Below are 6,290 nucleotides of genomic sequence, written 5' to 3' on the forward strand. Positions count from 1 at the left end.
TCCGCGGCGCGTATCCTCGTGAACCACCAGCGCCCGGTGGGTCTTTCGAACCGAGGAGCGTACCGTCTCGACGTCGAGCGGCGATAGCGTTCTCAGATCCACCACCTCCACGTCGCAACCTTCGTCGGCGAGCTCCGCTGCCGCGGCCAGAGACGTCCAGACCATGGCACCGTAAGTGAGTATGGTGAGGTCGCTTCCGCTTCTGCGCACGGCGGCCGTGCCGATCAGGACTTCGTGCTCACTGCCCAGCGGCACATCCTCCCGCAGATCGGTGCGGAAGAAGCCGTAGAGCCCCTTGGCTTCGAGGAAGATCACCGGGTTCTCGTCTCGAATGGCCGCAATCATCAGCCCTTTGGCGTCACTGGGGGTTGAGGGGGCCACGATCTTCCAACCGGGCGTGCGCACGAACCACATTTCCGGGCACTGGCTGTGAAACGGCCCGCCGCCGAGCAGCATGTTCATGGTCCCGGTCGCTCCGCCGTAAGGCAGTCGCAGGACCAGCGGCACGGGCCGGCCCCAGCGCCAGTAGAGCTTGGCGGCGTTGTTGACCAGAGAGTTGAAGCCCGGCGCCAGGAAGTCGGCGAACTGCATCTCCACAACCGGCCGCATTCCGGCCAGCGCGGCGCCGACCCCGCACCCGACGATCGCCGACTCGGCCAGAGGTGTGTTGACGCAGCGATCCCTGCCGAAGCGCTTGGCCAGACCTCGAGTGACACCGAAGGCACCGCCGTAGCGCCCGCCGACGTCCTCTCCAAGAACGCAGACGCCGTCGTCCTCTTCCATCATCTCGATCAGGGCCTGGCGAACGGCCTCGTCATACGCCATCCTCTTGGTCGCGGCCGGTTCGCTCGGCTTCGGAATCGGCAGGCTCCGCGGTGCGTAGGTTCGATTCCGGTAGTCCTCGGGGCGAGGCCATTCGGCGGCGGCAGCCTGCTCGGCGGCGTCCCCGAGTTGGGCCGTGATCTCGCGCCGCATGGCCTCCAGCTCGCCCTCCGTCAGCACACCTTCCGCAAGCAGGCCCGAGGTATAGGTCTCGATGGGGTCGTGTTTCTCCCAGGCGACGCGCTCCTCGGCGTACTCGTACCCTCCCACCTTGGCCTCTTCAATGCCGTGGAAGCGATCATCGTCGTGGTGGGCGTGCCCGCTCCTGCGATACGACACCAGCTCGACCAGCGTCGGACCGTCGCCCGAGCGAGCGCGCTCGACCGCCCAGCCGACGCCGGCCGCCACCTCCTCGGGATCGTTGCCGTAGAGCGTGACGCCTGGAATGCCGTAGCCGGCCGCGCGCAGCGCGAATCGATCGGCGGCGCTCTGCTCACTGACATGAGTCCCCAGAGCCCACTGGTTGTTCTCGACCACGAAAACCATCCCCAGCCTGCGCACGGCGGCGAAGTTGACCGCCTCGTGCCACTCGCCCAGACTCGCGCCGCCGTCGCCGATAAAACCGACGCAAACCCGATCCTCGCCGCGCGCTTTGATCGCGTGGGCGATTCCCACCAGGGTCTGCACCGCGATCGCCAGCGGCGCCGCCGGAGGCAGCACCCCCTCGTCGAAGTCACCCACGTGGAGATCCCTGCCACCCACCGGAGTCCCGCGCTTGCCATACTGGACGAGAATCGGATGCAAGGGCTCCGGGTTGAACATCATGCGCGCGCCCAGGTCCCGGATCAAAGGACTGATGTAGTCACCCCGGTATGAACCGCCTCGACCGTACTCGGGCGGTCGTCGTAATTTCAAAGCGGCGCCAACGATCGCTTCCTGTCCGGTCGCCCGGAAGCCCTTCTGGGGCGACGGAAACTCCTTCCAGGCGATCTCTTTCCGGTCGAAGGCCTGCTTCAGAAAGTCGTCCGTGGCTCTCGTGAGCAGCATCGCTCTGAGCATCTCCCGCTTCTCTTCGGAGGAGATCGACGCTCGAATCCTCCGGCGCGCGAAGAAGCCCCGCACCAAAACCTCCAGGGCCTGCTTGTTCCTGGCCACCGCCCGCCGGTGGCTGACCATCGGGTACAAGCGGGCCTCGGTGAAGTCCGGACCGGTCTGATAGCGCGCTTCGATCCTGGCAAGAAGGGCTTCCTCGAGCTCCGACTCGCTGTGCACCCGGGGCGGCAGATCTCGAATCAGGAAAGGCGCTTCGAGACTCAGAAAGCCGTGCAGTTCCAGGAGCAGATCCCGGGGCAGTGACGCTGAGGGTTGCCTGCTCTCGGACATTCGCGCGACGAGTATACCGACGCCCCGGCGGCCCGCTAAGGCACCAACCGCCGCTCGATTCTGGATCCCAGCCGGGTCAGGATCTCGTATGGAATCGTCCCCGCCAGCCGCGCGAGGTGCTCGACCGAATTGCCGGCCTCGGCGTTCGCGGCAATGATCTCGACTTCGTCGTCGACGCTTGCCTCCGGGAGGTCGGTGAGATCCACGATGGTCTGGTCCATGGCGACCGTGCCTCGGACCGGAACTTCGACGCCTCGCACGCGCATGGTCGCCCTGTTCCCCAGCGATCGCAGGTACCCGTCGGCATAACCGATCGGCACCAGGCCGATCCGGCCCCGACGCTCGAAGCGGTAGGTCATGCCGTAGCCGCAGCCCTCGCCCTTCTCCACCGACTTGATCTGCATGAGATGGCTCTTGAGCGCCAGCGCCGGACGCAGATCGTGGCGCTCGCCCAGGTGCTCGGCGGGCTGGCATCCATAGACCGCCAGGCCCGGGCGGATCCGGTCGAGATGGCTCGAGCCCAGCTCCAGCGCGGCCGCCGAGTTCGCGGCGTGAAGAGCCACCTCAGCCCCCAACCCCGCCGATGCAACCCAGCGCGAGAAGCGCTCCAGCTGGAGGCGCGCGAACTCCGGATTCGGATCCTCGGCGGTCGCGAAATGCGTATAGACCCCGGCCAGCCGCAGCCTATCCAGAGATCGGATGCGCTCGAGGAGGTCACTCGCCTCACCCAGCGGGGCTCCTCCCCGGTGCATGCCGGTGTCGATCTTGAGGTGAACGAGCGCCGTTCCCGCGGATGCCTCCGACGCCCGCTCCGCCCGCGAGATCTCGTCCTCCGAGGCCACGGTGAGCTCGACTCGTTCCCGAATGAGTCGCGACAGAACCTCCACCGGTTTGTCGGCCGGAGAGATCGCGGCGACCGGAAACAGAATCAGCAGCGGCCCCCTGTAGCCCCAAGCTCTGAGCTCGAGCGCTTCGCGGAAGTTGGAGACGCAGAGGCCGTCCGAGCCGGCGCCCAAGACCGGCCAGAGCTGCTCCAGACCGAGCCCGTAGGCATTGGCCTTGACCACCGGCCAGATCTCACAACCTTCGGAAACCAGCCCGCGAAGATAGCTCAGGTTGTGCTCGATGGCACCGACCGAGATCTCGCCGATCAGGTGGCGCTCGTGGGCGGCATCAACGACCATGGCACGCCATGATAGACGACCCCGGGCACGGGCACGTCTCGAGTTGCGGCCTTCGGACGCTGGCGAGACCGGGCTAGGCCGGAGCCGTCTCGCCCTCGGCTGGCGTGGCGGCCTGCGAAGTCGAGGGCACCGGTCCCGCCGAGCTTCTCCAGATCCGGCCCAGCCACTCCGCCAGGGCTTCCATCAGAATGTTGGCGTAGGGCAAGACCAGGAGCGTCAATACCACCGAAGACAAAAGACCGCCCATAACGGTCCGGGCGAGCGGATAGTAGAACAGGCCGCTGGTGGCCGGCCCGCGCACCGCGAGCGGCACCAGTCCGATAATGGTCGTCGCCGCGGTCATCAGAATCGGTCGCAGCCGCTCGCGTCCGGCCAGAACGATCGCCTCGTCCCGCGCCAGACCGCCCTGGCGGAGCTGGTTGACATGGTCCAGTAGCACGATGCCGTTGTTGACCACGATGCCCATCAGAATCAGACAACCGATCTGGCCCATGAGATTGAAACTGGTGCCAGTGACCGCCAGCATCCAGGCGATCCCCGGGACCGCAAAGGGAATCGAAAACAGAATCGCGAAGGGCTGGGCCAGCGACTCGAACAGCGAAGCCATCACCAGGTAGACCAGGGCCAGCGCGAGCAAGAAATTCACTCCCATCTGGGCGTTCTGGTCCTGTTGCTCGATGATGCGATCGTTCCAGCCCCAGGAGTAGCCCGGTGGCAGGTCGAACGCGTCCATCAGGCCGGCAATCTCCTCCTGGGTGTCCTTCCACTCTTCGCCCTCGTAGGTGCCTCGAACGGCGACTCGGACTTTTCGGTTCTCGCGCTCGATCGTTCGAGCGCGCGGTACGATCTCGAAGATCGCGACGTCAGCGAGCATGACCGGAGCCCGGTCCGGTCCGCCGCCGATCTGAAGCTGCTTGAGATCGGCCAGGTTCTCCCGATCCTCGATCCGGAGCGCCAACCAGGTATCGACCTCGCGCTCGCCGGCGTTGAACCGCGGCAGACGCATGGCTCCGAGGGTGAACGAGAAAATGTCCGCCATGTCCTGGGCGTCGAGGCCGTTTCGAGCCGCCTTTTCCCGATCGATCTTCACTCGGACCTCCTGCTGGGAGTCCCGGAAGGAGGTGCGCAGATCCTGGATGCCCGCTAGGGTCTCGATCCGGCGCGCGGCCTCGTTGGCGTAGTCCTCGAGCACCGAGCTGTCCTGGCCGAAAAACTTGACCGCGAAAAAGGTGTTGGAGCCACCGGTGTCGGCATCGTCGTCGAACATGAGCTTGACGCCGGCGATCTCGGGGAGCTGATCTCGAATCGAGCTCTGGAGCTCGCGGACCTCCTCGTCGGTCATGTTCTTCCGGCTCAGCACCATCGTGGTCTCGGCCCGGTTCTCCATGTAGAAGCTGTACAGCGACTCGACCTCGAACTCCTTGCGGTGCTCCCACAGGAACGGTTCGAGCTTGCGCACCGCGTTTCGGGCCTCCGACTTGTAGGTGTGGTCGGCGAACTCGTAGCGCAGCACGATGCGCTCGTTGACGATGCCCGAGAACGTGGCGGACTCGACCATGCCGGTGAAGAAGGGCACCAGGCCCACCGCGAGAAAAAGAACCAGGATCCCCGCCGTCTTCCAGCGATGAACCAGAGTCCACCGTAGGGTGCCGGCGTACTTCTCTTCCAGCCAAGCGATCGACTGGATCTCCTTGGCCTTGCGCTTCCCCAGGAAATGCGCGGACATCAAGGGAATCAAGGTCAACGACGAGAACAGCGAGCATGCCAGGGCGATGGTGATGGCAATGCCGATCTCCTTGAGCCATGTGGTCAGTTGGGTGCTGGCGCCGATGATCAAAGGCAGAAAGACAATTAGGGTCGTCAGGGTCGAGGCCGATACCGCGGTCACCACCGAACGGGCCCCGACGAGCGCCGATCTCTTCCGGTCCGCTTCGGTGCGATGGAGCCGGTCGATGGACTCCAAGACGACGACGGCGTTGTCGACCAGCATCCCTACTGCCAGCATCAGTCCCATCATCGACAAGACATTGAGCGTCTTGCCCATGAAAAACAGGATGCCGCAAGCCGCCAGGATCGAGAAGGGAATCGACAATGAAACGATCAGGGTCGAATCGAACCGCCGCAAGAAGAAGTAGAGACTGAGAATCGCCAGCACCGCCCCGATCACGCCCGCGGTGAGCAGCCCCTTGAGGCCGCCGATGATCTCCTGGCCCTGGTCTTCCCAGACGAAGAGATTGACCCCCTCGAGCAGAGGATCGTTGTTGATGTCGTCCCGAATCACAGCCATTGTGCTACGAACTACGTCCACGGTGTTGGCGGTCGATTCCTTGTAGACCTGCAGCGCGACGGCGAACTGCTGATCGAGAAAGCGGCCGTGCGGGATCGGAGGCTCCTCGTAGGTGACCTCGGCAATGTCCCGAAGCCGGAGTCCCTGCTGGTTGATCACCAGATCACTGACCTCCTCGACCGAGGTGAACTGCCCGACCGAGCGCGCCGTGAAGCGCAAGCCGCCCTGATCCACCTGGCCGAGCACCATGTTGGAGGACGCGCCCTGAAGCTGCCCGATCAAGGCACCGACATCGACGTTGTGCTCACGGATGCGGGTCAGAACCAGATCGATCGAGATCTCCCGCGGCTCGACGCCGTCCAGATCGACCCGGGCCACCCCCGGCACCCGACGCAACCGATTGAGAACTCGGGCCTCGATCAGGTCATACGACTCCGACAGGTCGACGCCCTTGGCGGATACTCGGGCCTGGACTACGGGGATGTCGTTGGTGTTGAACGAAAAGATGACGATCTCGCCGATCGCCGTAGGCAGATCGCCCTTGATCTGGTCCATCTTCTCGCTGACCTGCATCCGGACGATGTCGAGCTCCTTGCCCCAGTCGAACTCGAGGA

3 protein-coding genes are annotated in these 6,290 nt (G+C 64.8%); all 3 read right to left on the bottom strand.

Annotation, left to right across the window (positions count from 1 at the left end; all coding sequences use genetic code 11):
• A partial coding sequence (locus GY769_19280; protein MCP4204062.1) for a hypothetical protein occupies nucleotides 1–2,205 on the bottom strand: 2,205 nt, incomplete at its 3' end.
• 35 nt (nucleotides 2,206–2,240) lie between these two features.
• Nucleotides 2,241–3,389, bottom strand: a complete 1,149-nt coding sequence (gene alr, locus GY769_19285) for an alanine racemase (protein ID MCP4204063.1) — start codon at nucleotides 3,387–3,389, stop codon at nucleotides 2,241–2,243.
• Between the two features lie 73 nt (nucleotides 3,390–3,462).
• Nucleotides 3,463–6,290 (bottom strand): efflux RND transporter permease subunit (locus GY769_19290; GenBank protein MCP4204064.1); only part of this gene is annotated, 2,828 nt, incomplete at its 5' end.

It is taken from the genome of bacterium (assembly GCA_024224155.1).
In the GTDB taxonomy this organism is placed as follows: Bacteria; Acidobacteriota; Thermoanaerobaculia; order Multivoradales; family JAHEKO01; genus CALZIK01.

Excerpts from the sequence above, each read along its gene's own strand:
- alr (MCP4204063.1), bottom strand. The coding sequence starts at position 3,389 with ATGGTCGTTGATGCCGCCCACGAGCGCCACCTGATCGGCGAGATCTCG.